The 22,556-nt window shown below is 62.9% G+C and carries 19 protein-coding genes; 15 read left to right on the top strand and 4 right to left on the bottom strand.

Going from position 1 to position 22,556, the window contains the following annotated elements; genetic code table 11:
* The first annotated feature begins 427 nt into the window (after positions 1-427).
* The 6 genes from rfbB (at position 428) to D6Z43_RS21460 (ending at position 7,075) form a co-directional block, all read left to right on the top strand.
* Positions 428-1,492, top strand: coding sequence for a dTDP-glucose 4,6-dehydratase (gene rfbB, locus D6Z43_RS21485; RefSeq protein ID WP_120654070.1), 1,065 nt, complete (start codon positions 428-430; stop codon positions 1,490-1,492).
* Positions 1,489-2,361 (top strand): glucose-1-phosphate thymidylyltransferase RfbA, encoded by an 873-nt coding sequence (gene rfbA, locus D6Z43_RS21480; RefSeq protein WP_120654069.1) that lies wholly within the window; start codon positions 1,489-1,491, stop codon positions 2,359-2,361. The genes rfbB and rfbA overlap by 4 nt, the downstream gene beginning before the upstream one ends.
* The gene (gene rfbC / locus D6Z43_RS21475; RefSeq protein ID WP_120654068.1) at positions 2,358-2,903 is read left to right on the top strand and encodes a dTDP-4-dehydrorhamnose 3,5-epimerase; all 546 of its coding nucleotides are present in this window, start codon (positions 2,358-2,360) and stop codon (positions 2,901-2,903) included. Before rfbA ends, rfbC begins: the two co-directional genes overlap by 4 nt.
* Positions 2,900-3,766 (top strand): dTDP-4-dehydrorhamnose reductase, encoded by an 867-nt coding sequence (gene rfbD, locus D6Z43_RS21470; RefSeq protein WP_120654067.1) that lies wholly within the window; start codon positions 2,900-2,902, stop codon positions 3,764-3,766. Before rfbC ends, rfbD begins: the two co-directional genes overlap by 4 nt.
* Positions 3,767-3,893: 127 nt before the next feature.
* Positions 3,894-5,705, top strand: coding sequence for an ATP-binding protein (locus D6Z43_RS21465; RefSeq protein ID WP_120654066.1), 1,812 nt, complete (start codon positions 3,894-3,896; stop codon positions 5,703-5,705).
* Positions 5,702-7,075 carry a sigma-54 dependent transcriptional regulator gene (locus tag D6Z43_RS21460; protein ID WP_120654065.1) on the top strand — a complete coding sequence of 458 codons (1,374 nt, stop codon included), beginning with the start codon at positions 5,702-5,704 and terminating at the stop codon, positions 7,073-7,075. Before D6Z43_RS21465 ends, D6Z43_RS21460 begins: the two co-directional genes overlap by 4 nt.
* 227 nt (positions 7,076-7,302) lie before the next feature.
* Here D6Z43_RS21460 and D6Z43_RS21455 read toward each other — a convergent pair whose 3' ends face one another.
* Entirely contained in the window at positions 7,303-7,749 is a 447-nt protein-coding gene (locus D6Z43_RS21455) for a DUF5064 family protein (RefSeq protein ID WP_120654064.1), read from the bottom strand.
* A gap of 341 nt (positions 7,750-8,090) precedes the next feature.
* Here D6Z43_RS21455 and arcD point away from each other — a divergent pair, with 341 nt between their 5' ends.
* From arcD to D6Z43_RS21430, 5 genes are all read left to right on the top strand, one after another.
* Positions 8,091-9,518, top strand: a complete 1,428-nt coding sequence (gene arcD, locus D6Z43_RS21450; RefSeq protein ID WP_120654063.1) for an arginine-ornithine antiporter — start codon at positions 8,091-8,093, stop codon at positions 9,516-9,518.
* A gap of 18 nt (positions 9,519-9,536) precedes the next feature.
* Positions 9,537-10,787, top strand: a complete 1,251-nt coding sequence (arcA, locus tag D6Z43_RS21445) for an arginine deiminase (RefSeq protein WP_120654062.1) — start codon at positions 9,537-9,539, stop codon at positions 10,785-10,787.
* 103 nt (positions 10,788-10,890) lie between these two features.
* Positions 10,891-11,901, top strand: a complete 1,011-nt coding sequence (locus D6Z43_RS21440) for an ornithine carbamoyltransferase (RefSeq protein WP_120654061.1) — start codon at positions 10,891-10,893, stop codon at positions 11,899-11,901.
* Positions 11,902-11,972: 71 nt separating this feature from the next.
* Positions 11,973-12,905: a carbamate kinase gene (gene arcC / locus D6Z43_RS21435; protein ID WP_120654060.1), complete on the top strand. Its 933-nt coding sequence runs from the start codon at positions 11,973-11,975 to the stop codon at positions 12,903-12,905.
* 293 nt (positions 12,906-13,198) lie between these two features.
* The gene (locus tag D6Z43_RS21430; RefSeq protein WP_120654059.1) at positions 13,199-15,106 is read left to right on the top strand and encodes a beta-ketoacyl synthase; all 1,908 of its coding nucleotides are present in this window, start codon (positions 13,199-13,201) and stop codon (positions 15,104-15,106) included.
* Positions 15,107-15,365: 259 nt separating this feature from the next.
* Here the strand turns inward: D6Z43_RS21430 and cysQ are convergent, their stop codons facing one another.
* Positions 15,366-16,187: a 3'(2'),5'-bisphosphate nucleotidase CysQ gene (cysQ, locus tag D6Z43_RS21425; RefSeq protein WP_120654058.1), complete on the bottom strand. Its 822-nt coding sequence runs from the start codon at positions 16,185-16,187 to the stop codon at positions 15,366-15,368.
* Entirely contained in the window at positions 16,184-16,750 is a 567-nt protein-coding gene (gene nudE, locus D6Z43_RS21420; RefSeq protein ID WP_120654057.1) for an ADP compounds hydrolase NudE, read from the bottom strand. The genes cysQ and nudE overlap by 4 nt, the downstream gene beginning before the upstream one ends.
* Before the next feature lie 127 nt (positions 16,751-16,877).
* Between nudE and yrfG the strand changes: the two genes are divergently transcribed.
* Entirely contained in the window at positions 16,878-17,540 is a 663-nt protein-coding gene (gene yrfG, locus D6Z43_RS21415; RefSeq protein ID WP_120654056.1) for a GMP/IMP nucleotidase, read from the top strand.
* A 132-nt stretch (positions 17,541-17,672) separates the two neighbouring features.
* On the opposite strand, the gene lysM is transcribed toward yrfG, so the two are convergent.
* Positions 17,673-18,113, bottom strand: coding sequence for a peptidoglycan-binding protein LysM (gene lysM, locus D6Z43_RS21410; RefSeq protein ID WP_120654055.1), 441 nt, complete (start codon positions 18,111-18,113; stop codon positions 17,673-17,675).
* A 127-nt stretch (positions 18,114-18,240) separates the two neighbouring features.
* Between lysM and D6Z43_RS21405 the strand changes: the two genes are divergently transcribed.
* From D6Z43_RS21405 to D6Z43_RS21395, 3 genes are all read left to right on the top strand, one after another.
* The gene (locus D6Z43_RS21405) at positions 18,241-19,140 is read left to right on the top strand and encodes a LysR family transcriptional regulator (RefSeq protein WP_120654054.1); all 900 of its coding nucleotides are present in this window, start codon (positions 18,241-18,243) and stop codon (positions 19,138-19,140) included.
* Between the two features lie 93 nt (positions 19,141-19,233).
* Positions 19,234-20,079, top strand: a complete 846-nt coding sequence (gene fdhD / locus D6Z43_RS21400; protein WP_120654053.1) for a formate dehydrogenase accessory sulfurtransferase FdhD — start codon at positions 19,234-19,236, stop codon at positions 20,077-20,079.
* Complete coding sequence (locus tag D6Z43_RS21395; protein ID WP_120654052.1) at positions 20,076-22,397, top strand: FdhF/YdeP family oxidoreductase; 2,322 nt, start codon at positions 20,076-20,078, stop codon at positions 22,395-22,397. Before fdhD ends, D6Z43_RS21395 begins: the two co-directional genes overlap by 4 nt.
* The last annotated feature ends 159 nt before the right edge of the window (positions 22,398-22,556 follow it).

Below are 22,556 nucleotides of genomic sequence, written 5' to 3'. Positions count from 1 at the left end.
CTCACATTACAAAATAAGTTTGCACTGCGTGGATTTATGTTTCGACACATAAGCCATGAATTCTCTCGATTGACGCAGGGCGTAAATTCCTTTAGATATTCGCAGGCAAAAAAGACGAATCAGTACTTTTTAATTTCCCAACTGCTACTTGTAAATGCTCGCACAGCGTCGCTGCGAAGCCCTGTCGAATGGCACATTTCCGACCACGTAATAACCACCAGAAAGCCTTTTATGGCGGTTTGCTGTCAACCTGTCCCGACAGAACGCCTTCAAGGCGGCCGTTATGCTACCATCTTCGCCCGCCGGACCTGTCCCAGGATTAGAGCGATTTCTCTTGCCGGTGCGTCAGCGCCTGCCCAACAGCAATATGAAACTGGCTGCCGCCATCGGCTTCCCAGTCTCCGTATCAGTACGAGTCAGGTTATAAATGCGAATCATCATTACTGGAGGAGCCGGATTTATCGGCTCAGCACTAATCCGCCATCTGATCGCTGGCACTGAGCACGAAGTGCTCAACATCGATAAGCTCACCTACGCGGGCAATCTGGAATCCATCGAGTCGGTTGCCAGCAATCCCCGCTATGGTTTCCTGCAGGCCGACATCGCAGACAGTGCGGCCGTGGGCGCTGCCTTGGCGAGCTTCCAGCCTGATGCGGTGATGCACCTTGCCGCCGAATCCCACGTGGACCGCTCCATCGACGGCCCCGCGGCATTCATTCAGACCAACATCGTCGGCACCTACAGCTTGCTGGAGAGCGTAAGGGCCTACTGGCTGGGACTGGATGAGCAACGCAAGGCGGCCTTCCGCTTCCACCACATCTCCACCGACGAGGTCTACGGTGACCTTCACGGCGTCGACGATCTGTTCACGGAAACGACGCCCTATGCCCCCAGCTCGCCCTACTCCGCCAGCAAGGCCGCGTCCGACCACCTGGTTCGCGCCTGGAATCGCACCTATGGCCTGCCCGTGCTGCTGACCAATTGCTCGAACAACTATGGTCCCTACCATTTCCCTGAAAAGCTCATCCCGCTGATCATCCTCAACGCGCTCGAAGGGAAGCCGCTGCCTGTCTATGGCGACGGCCAGCAGGTGCGTGACTGGCTGTTCGTCGAAGACCATGCCCGCGCATTGGTGGAAGTGGTCACGCGCGGCACGGTGGGGGAGACCTACAACATCGGTGGCCACAATGAGCAGAAGAACCTCGATGTGGTGCGCACCATCTGCGGCCTCCTGGACGAACTCGCGCCGCAGAAGCCGTCTGGCATCTCCCGCTTCGAAGAGCTGATCACCTTCGTCAAGGACCGCCCGGGCCACGACCTGCGCTATGCCATCGACGCCAGCAAGATCGAGCGGGAGCTGGGCTGGGTGCCGGCCGAGACCTTCGAGACAGGCCTGCACAAGACCGTTGAGTGGTATCTGGACAATCTGCAATGGTGCCGACGCGTTCAGGACGGCAGCTATCAACGAGAAAGACTGGGAGCAACAGCATGAAAGGGATAATTCTCGCCGGTGGTTCCGGTACCCGACTGCATCCGATCACCTTGGGGGTGTCCAAGCAGTTGCTGCCGATCTACGACAAACCGATGGTCTACTATCCGCTTTCGGTCCTCATGCTCGCCGGAATTCGCGAGATCCTGCTGATATCCACACCCCACGACCTGCCGCAGTATCGCAATCTGCTGGGAGACGGGAGTCAGTTCGGCGTCGCCATCAGCTATGCCGTCCAGCCGTCCCCCGATGGCCTGGCACAGGCCTTCCTCATTGGCGAAGAATTCATCGGCGACGACTCGGTTTGCCTGATCCTTGGCGACAACATCTTCCACGGCCAGCATTTCTCCGACCAGCTCAAGCGCGCCGCCAGCAATTCGTCTGGTGCAACGGTCTTCGGCTACTGGGTGAATGACCCCGAGCGCTTTGGTGTCGTTGAGTTCGACAACAGCAATCGCGTGATCTCCATCGAGGAGAAGCCGCTGAAGCCTCGCTCCAGCTACGCCGTCACTGGCCTGTACTTCTACGACAATGACGTGATTGAAATCGCCAAGGCGGTGAAGCCTTCCGCTCGCGGCGAACTCGAGATCACCGATGTCAACAATGCCTATCTTCACCGTGGCGACCTGCGCGTCGAGCGCCTGGGTCGTGGCTTCGCCTGGCTCGATACCGGCACCCATGACAGCCTGCTGGAAGCAGCCCAGTACGTGCAAACCATCGAGCACCGCCAGGGCCTGAAGGTCGCGTGCCTGGAAGAGATCGCCTTCCAGAATGGCTGGATCGACAAGACCCAGTTGATAAGCCAGGCCAAGGCATTCGGAAAAACGGGCTACGGCCAGTATCTGTACAAGCTGGCAGGTGAAGTCGAATGAAAGTGGTAGCCACTGCACTCCCTGGCGTATTGATCCTCGAACCCACGGTGTTCGGAGACGAGCGCGGGTTCTTCTACGAAAGCTTCAACGCCCGCAATTTCGCGAAAGCCGCCGGTGTCGAGCGCGAGTTCGTCCAGGACAACCACTCGCGCTCCCAGCGCGGTGTCCTGCGTGGCCTGCACTATCAACTGCAGCAGGCGCAGGGCAAGTTGGTGCGGGTGGTCCACGGCGAGGTATTCGACGTGGCGGTGGACATTCGCCGCAACTCGCCTACCTTCGGCCGCTGGGTGGGTGTCCACCTCTCCGCCGAGAACAAGCGCCAGCTCTGGGTACCCGAAGGTTTCGCCCACGGCTTCCTGGTACTGAGCGAGTACGCCGAGTTCCTCTACAAGACCACCGACTACTACGCGCCCGAGCACGAGCGCTGCATTCGCTGGGATGATCCGGACCTCGCCATCGACTGGCCGTTTGCGGAGGCCCCGCAGCTCTCCGCCAAGGACCAGGCCGGTGCCAGCTTCAAGGACGCGGACGTTTTCGAATGAAGATCCTCGTCAATGGCAGCAGCGGCCAGGTCGCTCGCGAGCTGAAACGCGTCCTGGCCGGCAAGGCCGAGGTCACTGCCCTCGGTCGTGACCAACTCGACCTTGCCGATCCAGAGCAGATCCGTCAGCGGGTGCGTGGCGAAGCGCCCGACCTGCTGATCAATGCCGCCGCCCATACAGCCGTGGACCTGGCCGAGAGCGAGCCGGAAGCCGCCTTCGCCCTCAATGCCACCGCGCCGCGCGTGCTGGCAGAGGAAGCGGCGGCGCTCGGTATCCCGCTGTTCCACTACTCCACCGACTACGTGTTCAATGGCAGCGGCACCGCGGCCTATACCGAAGCGGACGCCCCCCATCCGCTGGGCGTCTACGGCCAGAGCAAGCTCGCTGGCGAGCAGGCGATCCAGGCTGTCGGCGGGCAATACCTGATTCTCCGTACCAGCTGGGTGTATTCACTGCATGGGCGCAACTTCCTGCTCACCATGCAGCGCCTGCTGCAGGAGCGCGAAGAGCTGCGAGTCGTGGATGATCAGGTGGGGGCGCCGACCTGGGCTGGCAGCATTGCGCAAGCCACTAGCCAGTTGATTGACAAGTGGCAGGCGGGCAACCGCAATTGGGGCATCTACCACCTGACCAATCAGGGCGAGACATCCTGGTTCGGCTTCGCCAGCGCGATTGCTGACCAGTTGAAAGCTGCCGGCAAACCCTGCGCGCGCCTGGTGCCCATTCCTTCCAGCGAGTACCCGACGCCCGCCAAGCGCCCCCTGAACTCGCGTCTGGACGGCCGCAAGCTGGCGCAGGACTGGCAGGTCAGCCTGCCGGACTGGCGCACTGCCTTGGCAGAGTGCCTGCGCCAGCCACGCTGACTCCTTGGGGAGGACTGAGCCTGGAGTTCGCTCCTCCCCTCGCTTTACCACCTCTCGTATCTGCCACATCACCGGCACCGGGCGTCGATGCCATAATGCGCCTCATCGACCGGCGCACAGTGACCGCATGACTGCCACCCCAATCCCCCACCGCCCACGCTGGCGCAGCCTGGTGCTGTTGGCGCTGCTGCTGGCGCCACTGTTCTGGCCGCTGCAGCATTTCAGCGAGCGCTACTACAGTGATTCTCTGGCTGAGCAGAATCGCCAGACCCTCGATTTGTACGTCGCCAACCTGTTGGGCACCCTGCACCGATACGAGGTGCTGCCGCCCATCCTGGCCGACCTGCCGCCGCTGCGTGACCTTCTGGCCGCTCCGGACAGCGCAACCCTGCAGGCCGAAGCCAACCGAGTGCTGGCGGAGGTCCGTAAGGACACAGGGGCCGATGTGATCTACCTGATGAGCCCCGCCGGCCTCACACTGAGCTCCTCAAACTGGGATCAGTCAGACAGTTTCGTCGGCCGCAGCTTCACCTTCCGCCCCTATTTCCGCGAAGCACTCGCAGGCAAGCAGGGGCGCTTCTTCGGCCTCGGTACCACCTCGCGTAAGCGCGGTTACTTCTTCGCCAGCCCGGTGCGCAATGGCTCGCGGATCATCGGCATTCTCGTGGTGAAGGTGGATCTGGACGACGCCGAAACCCTCTGGGGCAAGACCCCGGAGCAGCTCATGGTGACTGATGCCAACGGCGTGGTGATCATCTCCTCGCGCAGCGACTGGCGCTTCCATGCCACCCGCCCGCTGGATAACGCCGAACGTGCAGCCATAGTCGCCAACCAGCCCTACCCGACCCAGGCGCCGCCACCACTGAAGCTGGACGACAACGCCTGGCTCACCCAGAGCCGCGAGCTCCGCGAAACCGGGCTGACCGCCAGCATCCTGGCCCCACGCCAGCTCGTCGACCGCCAGGTGACCACCACGGTCGCCATCGGTGGCGCCTCCCTGCTGACCCTGCTGCTGCTGCTCGGCCTGATGATGCAACGCCGCCGCCACTACCTCGATCGAATAGCCCTCGACGCCAGTGCCCGCCGCGAGCTGGAAATGCGCGTGCTGGAACGCACCCAGGACCTCGAGGCGCTGAACAGCCGCCTGAAGGACGAGGTACTGGAGCGCGAGCAGGCCCAGCAGGAGCTGGTCAGCGCCCAGGACGAGCTGGTGCAGGCGAGCAAGCTGTCCGCCCTGGGCACCATGTCGGCGAGCATCAGTCACGAGCTGAACCAGCCCCTGGCGGCGATCCGTAGCTACGCCGACAACGCTGGGGTGCTACTGGACCACCAACGCATCGATGATGCTCGCGGCAACCTGCGCCAGATCAGCGAGCTGACCGGCCGCATGGCCTCGATTATCGCGCACCTGCGCGCCTTCGCCCGCCGCGATCGCCACGCCCCGGAAAGCGTCGCTCTGCAGCCCGCCCTGGACGATGCCCTGGCCCTAGTCGCTCAGCGCCGCCGAGCCATGGATGTGGAATTGATCCGCGATCTGCCAGACGCACCGCTGTGGGTCCAGGCCGGTGAAACCCGTCTGCGCCAGGTGCTCGGCAATTTGCTCGCCAATGCCCTCGATGCGCTCAAGGAAAAGCCCCAGCCTCGCCGCATCTGGCTGAGCGCCGAAACCACCGCCGACGGCGTGGAGCTGCACCTGCGCGACAACGGCCCCGGCTTTTCCGAAGAGGCCCTGCGCCATGCCCGCGAGCCCTTCTTCACCACCAAGACCAGCGCTCAGGGCCTTGGCCTGGGGCTGGCCATCTGCGATAGCCTGATGCGCGCCCTCGGTGGCGAGTTGCTGTTCGCCAACCACCCGGACGGTGGCGCCCTGCTCACACTGCGCATGCGCAACGCCGCCCCCGGCGTCATCCCACAGCCTCCTGAGGACCTCTCTGCATGACCACCGCCCTTGATGCCCGAACCCAGGTGCTGCTGATCGACGACGACCCGCACCTGCGCCAGGCCCTCAGCCAGACCCTCGACCTGGCCGGTCTCAAGGTGCAAACCCTCGGCGACGCCCAGGGCGTGGCAGAGAAGATCGACAAGGATTGGCCGGGCGTGGTGGTCACCGATATCCGCATGCCCGGCATCGACGGCCTCGAGCTGCTGAAGCAACTGCGTGAGCGAGATCCTGACCTGCCGGTACTGCTGATCACTGGCCATGGCGATGTTCCGCTCGCCGTCCAGGCCATGCGAGCAGGTGCCTATGACTTCCTGGAAAAGCCTTTCCCCAGCGACCAGTTGCTGGACAGCGTGCACCGCGCCCTGGACCTGCGCCGCCTGGTGCTGGAAAACCGCAGCCTGCGCATGGCCCTGTCCGATCGCCAGCAACTGAGCGGCCGACTGGTGGGGCAATCACCCGCCATGCAGCGTTTGCGCGAGCAGATCGGCGCCCTCGCCGCCACCAATGCCGACGTGCTCATCCTGGGTGAGACCGGAGCCGGCAAGGAAGTGGTGGCGCGTGCCCTGCACGATTTGTCGGCGCGCCGCGACGGCCCCTTCGTCGCCATCAATGCCGGAGCCTTGGCCGAATCGGTGGTGGAGAGCGAGCTGTTCGGCCACGAGCAAGGCGCATTCACCGGTGCGCAAAAGCGCCGCATCGGCAAGTTCGAATTCGCCAACGGCGGCACGGTGTTCCTCGATGAGATCGAAAGCATGAGCCTGGACGTCCAGGTCAAGCTTCTGCGCCTGCTGCAGGAGCGCGTGGTGGAGCGCCTTGGCGCCAACCAGTTGATCCCTCTGGATATCCGCGTGATCGCTGCCACCAAGGAAGACCTGCGCCACGCCGCCGACCAGGGTCGCTTCCGCGCAGACCTCTACTACCGCCTCAACGTTGCCAGCTTGCGTATTCCGCCCCTGCGCGAGCGCGGTGAGGACGCCCTGACACTGTTCCAGCATTTCGCCGACGCTGCCCGCAACCGCCACGGCATGGCCCAGCGCAGCCTCGACAGCAGCCAGCGCGCCCTGCTGCTGACCCACGGCTGGCCGGGCAACGTGCGTGAGCTGCAGAACGCCGCGGAGCGCTTCGCACTGGGTCTGGACCTGAATCTGGACAACACGCCCGCCGACCTGCCGAAAGTGGAAGGTGGCCTCAGTGAACAGGTCGAGGCCTTCGAGCGCGCCTTGATCGCTGCGGAACTGACCCGCCCCCATGGCTCGCTGCGCAGCGTGGCCGAAGCACTCGGCCTGCCACGCAAGACGCTCTCGGACAAACTGCGCAAGCACAGCCTCAGCTTCAGTGGCGGGAATCCCGCAGAGGAGCAGGATTGATCGGCAAGATTCCGCTCACAAATCGCTCGCCTTAGCCACGAAGGAACCCGGAATAGAGCGGCCGCCACACAGTGGCACAAGGCTTGCCGCAAGAATGGCAATCCCTGCGTTGCGCAGGGTCAGGAGGATGGGCCCGCCAGGGTCTGGCCTCTCCCCAAGCCGGCCACAAGCCAGCCAAGGGGTTCTCCTCTCGACGCCCACGGGCCAAGCCCAAGGGCACCACCCAGCTACCCGCAGGGTGATCGAAGCCCGGCCATGTGCCGGGCTTCTTCATTTCCGGGTGCCCATGGGCGCTCGAGCATGACGCGCTCCAGGTCCACCGACTGGCCGGGCACAACGCCCAGCCGCTCGCGCAGGTCGGCATAGGCCTTTTCGAAGTCGGCACGCAGTTCGGGCATCGCGGCAAGCCCTGGCCGGAGGCCGTATTTGCGCAGGCGCAGTCCAGCACTGTGAAGAAAGTTGTAGGCGACATCGCCGTGTAAGGAAAAGTGCTCCCGCACCGGCTTTCCGGCGATTTGCCCATGCAGTTCGAAGCTCACGAACTGGCCTTTTTCACGTTTTTCGAGTTGATAATCCAGCGCTAGTTCATAGGCCGGGATTCGTCCAACAGAGTCTTGCCTAATGGCAATAGGCCCTACTTTGAACGTGCTCCCTCCTGTCGAAATTTCAACCACTTCCTAATTAAAAAATCGCCCCTTATAGCGAAATAACCATGCACAAATATGTAATTTCCTACATGAAATATGGTGGTTAGCTGTAGGAATCCACTTCGTGCAAGTTGCAACTTGAAGGCCCGGCAAAACCGGCTAGTTTGTATTAGGCATCGCTCAGGATGGCATGCCAAACCCTCTAGATTGCTCGTTTCTGGGCAGCGATTCGCAGTACCTCCCTCCCATCTACGACAGTAAGGAAATTGTCCGCATGACTCATTAGCTAGCTATTGATCTGGATCAGAACGCAGTCAACAGACCACGCGCTCAATAGGCACAGTTCCTACTCCGGATGGAGGTGCAAAATGTCAGAATCGTCCGACAAACTTAAACTAGGTGCCTTAGTGGCCCTGGTTGTCGGTTCAATGGTGGGCGGGGGTATTTTCTCGTTACCGCAGAACATGGCAGCCAGTGCCGACGTCGGCGCCATTCTCATCGGCTGGGGCATCACCGCGGTGGGCATGCTCACCCTGGCATTCGTCTTCCAGACCCTGGCCAATCGCAAGCCGAACCTCGACGGCGGGGTTTATGCCTACGCCAAGGCGGGCTTCGGCGACTACATGGGCTTTTCTTCGGCCTGGGGTTACTGGATCAGCGCCTGGCTGGGCAACGTCGGCTACTTCGTGCTGCTGTTCAGCACCCTGGGCTACTTCTTCCCGATCTTCGGGGAAGGCAACACGCTCGCGGCCATCATCGGTGCCTCCATCGTCCTTTGGGCCGTGCACTTCCTGGTACTCCGCGGGATCAAGGAAGCAGCCTTCATCAACATGGTGACTACCGTCGCCAAAGTGGTGCCGCTGTTCCTGTTCATCCTCATCTGCCTGTTCGCCTTCAAGCTGGACATTTTCACCGCTGACATCTGGGGCTCGAAGAACATCGAGCTGGGCAGCGTGATGAATCAGGTTCGCAACATGATGCTGGTCACCGTCTGGGTGTTCATCGGCATTGAAGGCGCGAGCATTTTCTCCGCACGCGCCGAGAAGCGCAGCGACGTGGGCAAGGCCACCGTGCTGGGCTTCATCATCGTGCTGCTGCTCCTGGTACTGGTGAACGTACTGTCGCTCGGCATCATGACTCAGCCGGAACTGGCCAAGCTACAGAACCCGTCCATGGCGGCGGTGCTCGAGCACGTGGTCGGCCACTGGGGCGCTGTGCTGATCAGCGTCGGCCTCGTCATCTCCCTGGTCGGTGCCCTGCTTTCCTGGGTGCTGCTCTGCGCCGAGATCCTTTTCGCCGCGGCCAAGGACCACACCATGCCGGCCTTCATCCGCAAGGAGAACGCCAACCAGGTGCCGGCCAACGCGCTGTGGCTGACCAACGCCATGGTGCAGCTGTTCCTGATCATCACGCTGTTCAGCGCCAGCACCTACCTGTCGCTGATCTACCTGGCGACTTCCATGATCCTGGTGCCCTACCTCTGGTCCGCTGCCTATGCGGTGCTGTTGCCCCTGCGCGGCGAAACCTACGAGCAGGATGCCAAGGACCGGAGCAAGGACCTGATCATCGGCGCCATCGCCCTGGTCTACGCCGTCTGGTTGCTGTATGCCGGTGGCGTGAAGTACCTGCTGCTCTCCGCCCTGCTCTATGCACCGGGCGTGATCCTCTTTGCCAAGGCCAAACGGGAAGTTGGCCAACCGGTATTCACCAATGTCGAGAAGCTGATCTTCGCCGCCGTGGTAATCGGCGCGCTCGTAGCGGCCTACGGGCTCTACGACGGCTTCCTGACCCTGTAACTCGTAAGGAGACCTGCCATGTCCAAAGTCAAACTCGGCGTTCATTCGGAAGCCGGCAAATTGCATAAGGTAATGGTCTGCTCGCCGGGGCTCGCGCACATGCGTCTGACCCCCAACAACTGCGACGAGCTGCTGTTCGATGACGTGATCTGGGTAAACCAGGCCAAGCGCGACCACTTCGACTTCGTCACCAAGATGCGTGAGCGCGGCATCGATGTACTGGAAATGCACAACCTGCTCACCGACATCGTGCAGAACAAGGAAGCCCTGAAGTGGATTCTCGATCGCAAGCTCACCAACGATCAGGTCGGCGTCGGCCTGGTCAATGAAGTGCGCTCCTGGATCGAAGGCCTGGAGCCGCGCAAGATCGCCGAATTCCTCATCGGCGGCGTCGCCGGCTCTGACCTGCCGGAAAGCGAAGGCGTCAGCGCCATCAAGATGTATCGCGACTACCTGGGCCACTCGAGCTTCATCCTGCCACCGCTGCCCAACACCCAGTTCACCCGTGACACCACCTGCTGGATCTACGGCGGTGTGACACTCAACCCGATGTACTGGCCGGCCCGTCGCCAGGAAACCCTGCTGACCACCGCCATCTACAAGTTCCACCCGACCTTCACCGAGGCCGAGTTCGAGGTCTGGTACGGCGACCCCGACAAGGACCACGGGATGTCCACCCTCGAGGGCGGTGACGTAATGCCCATCGGTAACGGCGTTGTACTGATCGGCATGGGCGAGCGCACTTCCCGCCAAGCCATCGGCCAACTGGCCCAATCGCTGTTCAGCAAGGGCGCGGCGCAGAAAGTCGTCGTTGCCGGCCTGCCCAAATCCCGCGCCGCCATGCACCTGGACACCGTGTTCACCTTCTGCGACCGCGACCTGGTCACCGTCTTCCCCGAAGTGGTCAAGGAAATCGTGCCCTTCGTCCTGCGTCCGGATGAAAGCCGTCCGTACGGCATCGACATCCGACGCGAAGACAAAGACTTCATCTCCGTGGTGGCCGAGTCCCTCAACCTGAAGAAACTGCGTGTGGTGCAAACCGGCGGCGACGCCTTCGAAGCCGAGCGCGAGCAGTGGGACGACGGCAACAACGTTGTCTGCCTGGAGCCCGGCGTGGTGGTCGGCTACGACCGCAACACCTACACCAACACCCTGCTGCGCAAAGCCGGTGTCGAAGTGGTCACCATCAGTGCCAGTGAACTGGGCCGTGGCCGTGGCGGCGGCCACTGCATGACCTGCCCGATCCTGCGCGACCCGATCGACTACTGAGTTCCCGCCCCCCGGCGGCTCCCAATCCGGAGCCGCCCGCCCCGCCAGCCAAAAGCTGTTCTGACGGAGCCTGGTTTCAAGTTACCCACAAGGAGAAAGAATCATGGCTTTCAACATGCACAACCGTAACCTGCTCAGCCTCATGCACCACAGCACCCGCGAGCTGCGTTACCTGCTTGATCTGTCCCGCGACCTGAAACGCGCCAAGTACACCGGTACCGAGCAACAGCACCTCAAGGGCAACAACATCGCGCTGATCTTCGAGAAGACCTCGACCCGCACCCGTTGCGCCTTCGAAGTTGCCGCCTATGACCAGGGCGCCAATGTCACCTACATCGACCCGAATTCCTCGCAGATCGGCCACAAGGAAAGCATGAAGGACACCGCCCGCGTGCTTGGCCGCATGTACGACGCCATCGAGTACCGGGGCTTCAAGCAGGAAATCGTCGAAGAACTCGCCAAGTACGCCGGCGTGCCGGTGTTCAACGGCCTGACGGACGAATACCACCCGACCCAGATGCTCGCCGACGTACTGACCATGCGTGAGCACAGCGACAAGCCCCTGCACGAAATCAGCTACGCCTACCTGGGCGACGCCCGCAACAACATGGGCAACTCCCTGTTGCTGATCGGCGCCAAGCTCGGCATGGATGTGCGCATCGCCGCGCCGAAGGAACTGTGGCCGACCGACGAGCACGTCGCCGCCTGCAAGAAATTCGCTGAAGAAAGCGGCGCCCGCCTCACCATTACCGAAGACCCGAAAGCAGCGGTCAAGGGCGTGGACTTCATCCACACCGACGTGTGGGTTTCCATGGGCGAGCCGGTGGAAGCCTGGGGTGAACGCATCCAGGAACTGCTGCCCTACCAGGTCAACATGGACATGATGAAAGCGGCCGGTAATCCGCGCGTGAAGTTCATGCACTGTCTGCCGGCGTTCCACAACAGCGAAACCAAGGTCGGCAAGGAAATCGCTGCGAAGTACCCGAACCTGAAGAACGGCATTGAAGTCACCGAAGACGTCTTCGAGTCGCCGTACAACATCGCCTTCGAGCAAGCGGAAAACCGCATGCACACCATCAAGGCGATCCTCGTTTCGACCCTCGCCGACATGTAAGTCCCGATACGCCCCGGACCGCGACGCGTTCGCCGGTCCGGGACGCATTCCATCCCCAGGAGGAAATCAATATGCGTATCGTCGTCGCATTGGGCGGTAACGCCCTGCTGCGTCGTGGCGAACCCATGACTGCCGACAACCAGCGCGCCAACGTGAAGATCGCCGCCGAGCAGATCGCCAAGGTCGCGCCAGGCAATGAACTGGTGATCGCCCACGGCAACGGCCCGCAGGTAGGCCTGCTGGCACTGCAGGGCGCTTCTTACGACAAGGTCGCGCCCTACCCGCTGGATGTTCTCGGCGCAGAGACAGAGGGCATGATCGGCTACATGATCGAACAGGAAATGGGCAACCTGCTGCCGTTCGAAGTGCCGTTCGCCACCATCCTCACCCAGGTCGAAGTCGACGCCAAAGACCCGGCTTTCCAGAACCCGACCAAGCCGATCGGCCCGGTCTACTCCAAGGAAGAGGCGGAAGCCCTGGCCAAGGAGAAAGGCTGGAGCATCGCGCCCGACGGTGACAAGTTCCGCCGCGTAGTCGCCAGCCCGCGTCCGAAGCGCATCTTCGAGATTCGTCCGGTCAAATGGCTTCTGGAGAAAGGCACCATCGTCATCTGCGCAGGTGGTGGCGGCATTCCGACCATGTACGACGAGTCGGGCAAGAAGCTCTCCGGTGTAGAAGCGGTGATCGACAAGGACCTCTGCTCCTCGCTGCTGGCCCAGGAGCTCAATGCTGACGTGCTGATCATCGCCACGGACGTGGACGCGGCCTACATCGACTGGGGCAAACCCACCCAGAAGGCCATCGCCCAGGCCCACCCGGATGAACTGGAGCGCCTCGGCTTCGCTGCCGGCTCGATGGGTCCGAAAGTCCAGGCCGCCATGGAATTCGCCCGTATTACCGGCAAGGATGCGGTGATCGGCTCCCTGGAAAACATTGTCGCTATCACCGAGGGCAAATCCGGTACCCGCGTCAGCACCAGCAAGGCCGGTATCGAGTACCGCTGATCCGCAAGCGTCACCCTCCTTGTGGGAGCGAGTTCATTCGCCAATGAATTCGCTCCCGCAATCGATCTCCGCCCTTTCGTCCGCCACTCCGAATCTCCCGCCGAATGACCAAAGGAGTGACTTGATAGTCACACCCCGCGTCAGGTAGACATCCCGTTCATTCGAGCTGCCACCTGGCTCATGCCACCTGGCCCGTGACGCTTGACCCCGCAAATTGCCGCCACGACGCGCGGCGCCCCGCGGCCAAGCCCGCCCGCCGGCATGAGATGGTCTTTTTGAGGAGTTTCCGAGAGATGTCCCGACTTCCAGTGATTGTGGGTTTTGGCGGCTACAACGCAGCTGGGCGAAGCTCGTTCCACCACGGTTTCCGCCGCATCGTGATCGAAACCCTGGAGGCCAAGGCCCGCCAGGAAACCCTGGCCGGCCTTGCCGTGATGATGAAGCTGGTAGCGGTGACCGATGGCCAGTATCACGATGCCGACGGCAAGGTCCTGACCCTGGCCGAAATCGAGAGCCGTTACTCCGCCGAAATTCTCGATGCCACCCTGGTGCGCCGCATTGGCAAGCAGCATCTGGACGTGGACGCCGCCCATTGGCAGAAGAACCTCACCGCGTCGGCCTGCGATGGCCAGGCGATCAGCTTCATCACCTCGCGCAAGCAGCTGCCCGAGCCGTTGCCGGCCAACTGGGAAGTGGAAACCCTGGATGGCGGTGAAGTCCGCGTGACCCTCCAGGGCACCTGCGACTTCAAGGTGGACAGCTACCGCGAGCTGCCGGTGAAGTCCGCTGGCCAACTGCCCACTGGTTTTGAACCAGGTGAGCTGTACAACTCCCGCTTCCATCCGCGCGGCCTGCAGATGTCCGTGGTCGCCGCGACCGATGCCATCCGCTCCATCGGCCTTCCGTGGAAGAGCATCGTCGACCGCGTGCAACCCGACGAAATCGCGGTGTTCTCCGGCAGCATCATGAGCCAGCTGGACGAGAACGGCTTCGGCGGCCTGATGCAGTCTCGCCTCAAGGGCAGCCGCGTCAGTGCCAAGCAACTGCCGCTGGGCCTGAACACCATGCCCGCCGACTTCATCAACGCCTATGTACTGGGCAGCGTCGGCACCACCGGCAGCGTCACCGGTGCCTGCGCCACGTTCCTCTACAACCTGCAGAAGGGCATCGAGCTCATCACCAGCGGTCGCGCCCGTGTGGCGCTGGTAGGCAACGCCGAGGCCCCGATCAACCAGGAATGCATCGACGGCTACGGCGCCATGGGTGCCCTGGCGACCGAAGAGGGCCTGCGCCAGGTCGGCGGCCGCGAGGACGTGGATTTCCGCCGTGCCAGCCGCCCGTTCGGCGAGAACTGCGGCTTCACCCTGGCCGAATCCAGCCAGTACGTGGTGCTGATGGACGACGAATTGGCCCTGGAGCTGGGTGCCGATATCCATGGCGCGGTGACCGATGTGTTCATCAACGCCGATGGCTTCAAGAAATCCATTTCTGCCCCCGGCCCGGGCAACTACCTGACCCTGGCCAAGGCCGTTGCCGCCGCTACCCAGCTGATCGGCCCGGACGGCGTGCGCGAGCGCAGCTTCGTCCATGCCCACGGTTCCAGCACCCCGGCCAACCGCGTGACTGAGTCTGAATTGCTGGACCGCGTCGCCGGTGCCTTCGGCATCGAGCAATGGCCGGTCGCCGCGGTGAAGGCCTACGTCGGTCACTCCCTGGCCACCGCCAGCGGCGACCAGGTGATCGCCGCCCTGGGCACCTTCAAGTACGGCATCCTGCCGGGCATCAAGACCATCGACCGCGTGGCCGACGACGTGCACCGCCAACACCTGTCCATCGAGACCCGCGATCGGGTCCTGGGCGATCGCCAGCTGGACGTCTGCTTCATCAACTCCAAGGGCTTTGGCGGCAACAACGCCACCGGCGTGATCATCTCGCCGCGTCTGGCCGAGAAGATGCTGAAGAAGCGCCACGGCGAAGCCGCCTTCTCCGCCTACAGCGCCAAGCGCGAGCAGACCCGCGCCAACGCTGAGGAATACGATCGCCGCGCACGCCTGGGCGAGCTCGACATCATCTACAACTTCGGCAACGACCTGATCGACGAACAGCAGATCGAGCTGAGCCCCGAAGGTATTCAGGTGCCCGGCTTCGCCCAGGCCCTGCGCTACAAGAAGGACGAGCGCTTCGCCGATATGCTCGACTGATCCAAAGGCAGGGCCCCGGCCTGCTTGGCGAATTCATTCGCTATGTCTGCGTTAGCTGTTGCTAGAGATTGACCATCGGGCCAAGAGCCTTGTAGGAGCTGGCTTGCCAGCGAAACGGGGCCATTCGCTGACAAGCCAGCTCCTACGGGCGATGCAGGTGCTTGCAACGCGTCATGCAGACATAACCGCGCAGCGGTCCCCCCAAAAAAGCCGAGCATGAAAAAGGGCCCCTCGGGGCCCTTTGTCGTTCTCGGCGTTTTCAGTCCAGCGCGCGCGCCAGTTGAATCAGCTCCGCCCGCCATTCGGCGGCAACCGGCAGCGCCAGGAAGGATGGATTGAGGAAACCCTCGCGAGCCTCATAGGTAAGAGGCTCGCCAGCGAGATCCAGCACCTCACCGCCCGCGCCTTCGAGCACACCCTGCGCGGCTGCAGTGTCCCACTGGGAAGTGGGCGCCAGACGCGGATAGCAGTCCGCCGACCCTTCGGCCAGCAGGCAGAACTTCAGCGAACTGCCGATACTGGCCAATTGCAAATCACCGAAGCGCTCGCACAGCCAAGCCAGCAGACGCTCCTGCGCCGGGCTCGAATGACGCTTGCTGGCGACTACAGTGAAGGCTTCGTCCGGTGCGATGCGTACAGCGATTTCGTCGGCTTCGAACTCCTCATCCTGGCTCCAGGCACCGAGGCCGGCACCACCGTAATAGCAGCGTCCGGTGACCGGCATGCCGACCACACCGAATACCACCCGGCCGCCTTCAATCAGCGCCACGTTGACGGTGAACTCTTCGCTGCCGGCGATGAACTCCTTGGTGCCATCCAGCGGGTCCACCAGCCACCAGCGCTTCCAGCTGGCGCGCTCGGCCAGAGGGATGTTCGCCGCCTCTTCCGAGAGCACCGGAATACTCGCATCCAGTGCCGCGAGACCGGCATCCAGTACTTTGTGAGCGGCGAGATCGGCGGCGGTAACGGGAGAAGCGTCGTCCTTCTCGGTAACGGCCAGTTCGCCGCGCCAGAACGGCAGGATGGCGTCGCCAGCCTGGCGTACCAGTTCGATCACGGCGGGAAGCAAAGGATGGCTCAAGGTTGGTACTCCCCACGTTGGGTCAGGATGTCTCGGGTCAGGTAGAGCGCAGCCAGGGCGCGACCCTCGCTGAATTGCTGGTGCTGGGCGAGGCTGGAAAGCTCGCGCAGGCTGATGCGATCGACCCGCAGCGGTTCCGGCTCGTCGCCGGGCAGGCTTTCCTCATAGAGGTCGCGGGCCAGGACTACCTGGATCTTCTGGCTCATGTAGCCGGGTGACAGGGACAATTCGGTAAGGTGTTCCAGCTTGCGCGCGCCGAACCCGGCTTCTTCCTTGAGTTCACGGTTGGCCGCGGCGAGTACCTCCTCGCCCGGTTCGATCAATCCTTTGGGCAGGGACAACTGATAGTCGTCGGTGCCGGCGCAGTATTCCTCCACCAGCAGCACGTGCTCGGCATCAGCCATGGCCACCACCATCACGGCGCCATAACCGGAGCCCTTGCCCACCAGGCGTTCGTAGGTGCGCTCGACGCCATTGGCGAAGCGCAACTGCAGCTCCTCGACACGGAATAGGCGGCTGCTGGCGACAATCTCGCGAGCGAGCACCGTGGGCTTCTGACGCATAACGGACTCCTTGGCATGACCGGCGGGTTATCATACTCCGCCTTTGCCGATTGTCCCCGCCGGAGATTGCGTGCCCGCGACGGCCAGTGATGCACGGGCGACAGACATCCAACGACCGATACCGCCCATGCCGCAATTGCCCTGGAATGCGATCGACACCGTCCTGCTCGACATGGACGGCACCCTGCTCGACCTGCACTTCGACAACCACTTCTGGATGGAATACCTGCCGCAGCGCTATGCCGAGCACCACGGCATCAGCCGTGAGCTGGCCGACGCCGAGTTGCTGCCACTGTTCCGCGACAACGCCGGACAGCTGAATTGGTATTGCACGGACTTCTGGAGTCGCGAGCTGCGTCTGTCGATCCGCGACCTCAAACGAGAAGTCGCGCACTTGATCGCCCTGCGCCCGGACGCCGACCTCTTCCTCGCCGCACTGCGCCGCGCCGGCAAGCGCGTAGCGTTGATCACCAACGCCCACCGCGATTCGCTGTCGCTGAAGCTGGAGCGAGTGGAGCTGGCGCCCTGGTTCGATCGCCTGATCAGCTCCCATGATTACGGCTACCCCAAGGAAGACCAGCAGTTCTGGCACGCCCTGCAGCACGACTTCGGCTTCGATGCAACGCGCAGCCTGTTCATCGACGACAGCCTGCCGATCCTGCGTAGCGCACGTCAGTACGGCATCGCCCAACTGCTGGCAGTGCGCGCTCCGGACAGTCGCAAGGGTCCGAAAGACACCGAGGAATTCGCTGCGGTGGAGAGCTATCGGACGCTCGTGGAAGGTCTCTGACCATCGTCTATCCACGTTCTTGCGAGCTAGAGAAGAACTAGGCGGGAATGGCTGAGGGAGCGAAGTCTACAAGTTGTAAATGAGCAGCCCGAAGCCATTCTCAAGGCAGTTATTCCGACGCGCAGCAGATCGTCATTCGGGAATGCGCAGCACCTGCCCCGGATAGATCTTGTCCGGGTGCGAGAGCATCGGCTTGTTAGCCTCGAAGATCTTCACGTAGGCATTGGCGTTGCCGTACTCGGCCTTGGCAATGGCGCTGAGGGTGTCGCCCTTCTTCACGGTGACGAAACGTGCCGGTGCCACAGGAGGTGCGGTGACGCTGATCTGGTCCTCGACCTGGGCTACGCCCTCGACATTGCCCAGGGCCAGGAGGATTTTCTCCTTCTCTTCCTGGGTCGCCACTTCACCACGGGCAATGACCTTGTCACCTTCTACCGTCAGCTCGATGGCGGGATTGCCCAAGCCCACCTTGGCCACATGCTCCTTCAGCGACTCGGCAGCCTGGGCCTCCTGGCCCACCAGGGTTTCCCACAGCTTCACACCCGCTTCTTTGACAAAGTCGAAGATGCCCATGACAGATCCTCTCGTTCCGCTAAGAAGGCGCCCGGCGCCTGGGAAGTGGAAGTCTAGACGCCCGTCCCAGCAACACCGCCGTGCGGCGACGACAGGCTAGAATCGCCAGACATCCCAAGGAGCCGGCATGGACATCAAGCAACTGAAGTTCCTCATCGCGCTGGAGGAAACCCGTCACTTCGGCCAGGCCGCCGCGCGCTGCCATGTCACCCAGCCGACGCTGTCCATGCGCCTGCGCAGCCTGGAAGAAGAGCTCGGCCTGGAGCTGGTGGTCCGGGGCCAGCGCTTCGAAGGGTTCACCGACGCGGGCCTGCGCGTACTGGCCTGGGCGCGCACCCTGCTCGCGGCCCATGACGGCCTCTACGCCGAAGCGGCGGCCTGTCGCGGCCAGCTCGTCGGCACCTTGCGTCTCGGTGTAGTGCCGCTGGCAGGCTTCGACCCCATGCGTCTGGTAGAAGCCTTCTCCGTGCCGCACCCGAGCCTGCGCTTCCAGCTGTTCTCCATGAGCTCCGAGCAGATTCTCGAAGGCCTGGCGCGCAACCAGCTGGACCTCGGTCTGTCCTACCTCGACCGCCTGGACCGCGAGCACTTCGAAAGCCTGGAGCTTGCGCAGGCCCACATGGGCCTTTTGCATGACCGTCGCCACTTCAGCTTCGACACGCCGGCTCTGCCTTGGGAGAGCCTGGTGGACCTGCCACTGGGATTGCTATCAGGTGGTATGCACTTTCGCCAGTCCATTGACCATGGCTTCCGCAGTCGAGGCCTGTCGCCCCAGCCGAGACTGGAAACAGACGCCGTGCATCAGCTCCTACAGGCCGTCAGCGCCGGCCTGTGCTGCGCGATCATGCCGCTCGATAGCGGCCTCGACGACTTCACCGAGCACCTGACGCTGACCCCCATTGAGGATGCCCGCACCCTGGCGTCGCTGGGCCTCATCCTGCGGCGTGGCGCCCCGCGCTCGGCGCTGGCTGACGCCTGTTTCTCCGAAGCCAAGGCCCTATTGGCGCTGGATTCAACCGGCCGATAGACGCACTCGATCAATGAATCGGGAATAGCGATTAGACGCTCGTGCCAGACGGGCCTAGGATGGCTGAGTCAATCCGTCGCAGGGGGCATTTCCATGCCAGACCCAGACGCCAAGCGCCATCTCACTGCTGTGGAAAACCCGCCCGAACCAGCCGGCTACCAATATGCCGAACTGGACGGTGATGCGCGCGTGGAAGATGCCGCCCTGGCGGAAGAGTGCGCCCTGGCGATTTCGTATAACGGCATCAGCTATGCCGTCATGATGGTTTCCCCCAGTGCCCTGGAAGACTTCGTCGCCGGTTTCAGCCTGAGCAGCGCGGTGGTGCAGTCAATCGACGATATCTATGACATCCAGCTCGAGGGCGAAGGCATTGCCTTGCACGCCGAGGTGGATATTGGCAATCGCGCCTTCTGGTCGCTCAAGGAACAGCGCCGCAACCTGGCCGGCACGACCGGCTGCGGACTCTGTGGTGTGGAAGCGCTGGAACAGGCGCTGCCGGAGCTCCGCTCCCTGACGCCGGCCCCATTGCCGCCGGCGGAACACTTCGTCGACCTTCGCCAACGCATCAACGACGCCCAGGAACTGGCCCGACGCAGTGGTGCACTGCACGCTGCGCTATTCGTCGATGCCGATGGCCAATTGCGCCTGTGCCGCGAAGACATTGGCCGCCACAACGCCCTCGACAAACTGATCGGCGCCCTGTTGCGCCAGGGACTCGACCCTCGCAGCGGTTTCGCCGTGGTCACCAGCCGCTGCAGCCTGGAGCTTATCCACAAGGCGGTGCGCGCGGGCCTGTCCACGCTGGTCAGCCTCTCCGCCCCCACCACCCTGACAGTGGAATGGGCACGCCGGCATCACCTCAACCTCATCCATCTGCCCCATCACAGCGCACCACGGGTCTACAGCCCGGCGCCAGACGCGAAAGCCCCGAAAGAATGAGCCTCCAACCCGTACAACCTCGCTACAAACCCTACAAAGGCGCCGCGGCTGGCTGGGGTGCGCTGAAAAGCGTCACTCGCTTCTGGCTGGACAGCAAACAGCCGTTCAAGAACCTTCGCGCACTGCTCAAGACCAACCAGAACGGCGGCTTCGATTGTCCCGGCTGCGCCTGGGGAGACTCCCCCGAAGACGGCCGCATCAAGTTCTGCGAGAACGGCGCCAAGGCGGTCAACTGGGAAGCCACCAAGCGTCGGGTCGATGCCGCCTTCTTCGCCCGCTATAGCGTCAGCCAGTTGCGCGAACAGAGCGATTACTGGCTCGAGTACCAGGGCCGCCTGACCCAGCCCATGCGCTACGACAGCCAGACCGACCACTACGTACCGGTCAGCTGGGAACACGCCTTCGCCCAGGTGGCGCGCCACCTGCGCAACCTGGAAAGCCCCAACCAGGCGGAGTTCTACACCTCCGGCCGCGCCAGCAACGAGGCGGCCTACCTGTATCAGTTGTTCGTCCGCGCCTTCGGCACCAACAACTTCCCCGATTGCTCGAACATGTGCCACGAAGCCAGCGGTGTCGCGCTGAGCCAGAGCATCGGGGTCGGCAAGGGCAGCGTGACCTTCCACGACTTCGAACACGCCGACGCCATCTTCGTGTTCGGCCAGAACCCCGGCACCAATCACCCGCGCATGCTCGAGCCGCTACGCGAAGCCGTGCAAAGGGGCGCCCAGGTGGTCTGCTTCAATCCGCTCAAGGAACGCGGCCTTGAGCGCTTCCAGCATCCGCAACATGCACTGGAAATGCTCAGTAACGGGTCCCGGCCGCTGAACACCGCATTCTTCCGCCCGGCGCTGGGCGGCGACATGGCCGCCATTCGCGGCATCGCAAAGTTCCTGCTGCAATGGGAACGGGAAGCCCAGGCAAAGGGCGAGACACCGGTGTTCGACCATGCCTTCATCGCGGAGCACACCCTCGGCGTTGACGCCTACCTGGCCGAGGTGGATGCCACGCCCTGGGCGCACATCGAGGCGCAATCGGGCCTGACGCTGGAAGAAATCGAGATATCCGCGCGCATCTATCGTAATGCCCGCAACGTGATTGTCTGCTGGGCAATGGGCATCACCCAGCACCGCCATTCGGTGCCGACCATCCATGAAATCGTCAACCTGCAGCTATTGCGCGGCAACGTCGGCCGCCCCGGCGCCGGCCTTTGCCCGGTTCGTGGCCACAGCAACGTGCAGGGCGACCGCACCATGGGCATCAATGATCGGCCACCGGTGGCGCTGCTCGATGCCCTGGAAACGCGCTTCGGCTTTAAGGTTCCTCGGGAGAGCGGCCACAACACCGTGGAAGCGATCAACGCGATGCTCGATGGCGACGCCAGGGTCTTCATCGGCCTGGGCGGCAACTTCGCCCAGGCCACGCCGGACAGCCAACGCACCCATGCCGCCTTGCAGCGCTGCGATCTGACGGTACAGATCAGCACCAAGCTCAACCGCAGCCACCTGACCGTCGGCCAGGAAGCACTGATCCTGCCCTGCCTCGGCCGTACCGATATCGACCGCCAACTGGAAGGCCCGCAAGCCGTGACGGTGGAAGACTCCTTCAGCATGATTCACGCGTCCTACGGCCAATTGGAGCCGTCGTCCCGCGAGATGCGATCGGAGCCGGCCATCATCGCCGGCATCGCCAAGGCCACCCTGGGCAACCATCCGGTGGACTGGGACGCCCTGCTCGCCAACTACGACCGCATACGTGATCTCATCGCCGATACCATTCCCGGCTTCAAGGACTTCAACCAACGCGTGCAGCACCCGGGCGGGTTCTACCTGGGCAATACCGCAAACGACCGGCAGTGGAGCACTGCCAGCGGCCGCGCCAACTTCAAGTCGGACCCACTACCGGCCGACCTGCTCCACGAGAAAGTCCGCAGCACGGGCGAGACGCCGCATCTGATCCTCCAGACCCTGCGCTCCCACGACCAGTACAACACCACCATCTACGGCCTGGACGACCGCTATCGCGGCGTACGCGGCCAGCGCGAGGTGGTCTTCGCCAACGAGGCGGACATCCGCCGCCTAGGCTTCGAGCCCGGCCAGAAAGTCGACATGGTGACGCTGTGGGATGACGGCGTGGAACGTCGCGTTTCCGGTTTCAGCCTGCTGGCATTCGACATTCCCGCCGGCCAGGCCGCCGCCTATTACCCGGAAACCAACCCGCTGGTACCGTTGGAAAGCTACGGCGACGGCAGCTACACCCCCACCTCCAAGTTCGTGGCTATCCGCCTCGAAGCCTCCCGCGACAACAACCGCATCCTCTAGGGATGCGGCTTCGCCTACCGAATAGCGCCCCTGCGCGCGTACGAATTCGCCGCAGTCCGAATGCCGGACTGCGGCGAATACCAATTTGAAACTTAAGTAGGGGAAGTTTGTTTCTCTAACTTAACTTTCAAGAAACAATTTGAAATACGGAATCAATGC

The organism is Pseudomonas sp. DY-1 (assembly GCF_003626975.1).
Lineage (GTDB): Bacteria > Pseudomonadota > Gammaproteobacteria > Pseudomonadales > Pseudomonadaceae > Metapseudomonas.
The sequence above is the reverse complement of the archived record's forward strand: the minus strand, read 5'-3'. Positions and strand labels throughout refer to the sequence as shown.